The sequence below is a fragment of the Streptomyces sp. NPDC000941 genome, from assembly GCF_053599555.1.
Map to the genome: position 1 here is coordinate 1 of NZ_JBSFMM010000556.1, position 1220 is coordinate 1220.

Annotated in this window: 1 protein-coding gene; it reads left to right on the forward strand. The window is 72.4% G+C overall.

Annotated elements, in window-relative coordinates; genetic code table 11:
- The coding region (locus tag ACWDSL_RS53455) for an FtsX-like permease family protein (protein WP_450497028.1) at positions 1 to 1220 on the forward strand (1220 nt) is incomplete at both ends.

The following is a 1220-nucleotide window of genomic DNA, read 5'->3' on the forward strand; positions in this document are numbered from 1 at the left end:
GCGACCGCCCGGAGCCCCGCCAGCGGGTCGGCCCGGCCCGCTGGGCCGCGGATCTGGCGACGGGGGCGCGGTTCGCGGTCTCCGGCGGCCGGGAAAGCTGGGCCAGGACGGTCCTGACGGCGGTCGGCGTCGGGCTCGGCGTGGCGCTGCTGCTGTTCGCCGCCGGTGTCCCGCATATCGTCTCCGCGCGCGAGGACCGCACCGACGCCCGCACCCCGTCCGAGAGCAGCGACATCAAGCCGGATCCTGAGACCGTGCAGTTCGACTGGGGATCCACCACCTTCCGCGGCGATGGCATCACGGGCCTCCTGCTGGCGCCCGACGGCGACCGGCCGCCCCTGCCCCCGGGCGTCGACCGGATCCCCGCGCGCGGCGAGATGGTGGTCTCCCCCGCCCTGAAGAAGCTGCTCGCCGACGGCGACAACAAGTTGCTCAGGGAACGCCTCGACTACAAGATCACCGGAACCATCGGCGACGAGGGGCTGATCGGGCCAGGCGAGTTCTTCTACTACGCGGGCATCGATCCCGACGCCATCGACGACAACGTCATCCGTCTCGACGGCTGGGGCGACAACTCCCCGAAGGAGCCCCTGGACCCGATCCTGCTCATGCTGATCGTCGTGGGCTGTGTCGTGCTGCTGCTGCCCGTGGCCATCTTCATCGCCACCGCCGTACGCTTCGGCGGCGAGCGCCGCGACCGACGGCTCGCCGCGCTGCGCCTGGTCGGCGCCGACAGCCGGATGACACGGCGGATCGCGGCCGGCGAGTCGCTGGTCGGCGCCCTCCTCGGACTCGCGGTGGGCTGGGGGTTCTTCCTGCTGATCAGGCAGTTCATCGGCGGGGTCACGGTGTTCGGCACCAGCTTCTTCCCCTCCGACGTCCAGCCCGCGGCCACGCTCACCGGGCTGATCATGGTCGCCGTGCCCGCCTGCGCCGTCGTGGTCACCCAGATCGCGCTGCGCGGCATCGCCATCGAACCGCTCGGCGTCGTGCGCAACGCCACGCCCACGCGCCGCCGCCTGTGGTGGCGGCTGCTGTTCCCCGTCCTCGGCCTCGCGCTGCTGCTGCACCTCCGCTCGGAAGAGAACAGCGCCGACTCCACCTACCAGGTCGCGGGCGGTGCGGTGCTGATGCTCGTCGGCATCACCGCGCTGCTGCCGTGGCTGGTCGAAGCCGTCGTCAAGCGCTTCGGCGGCGGCCCCGTCCCCTGGCAGCTCGCC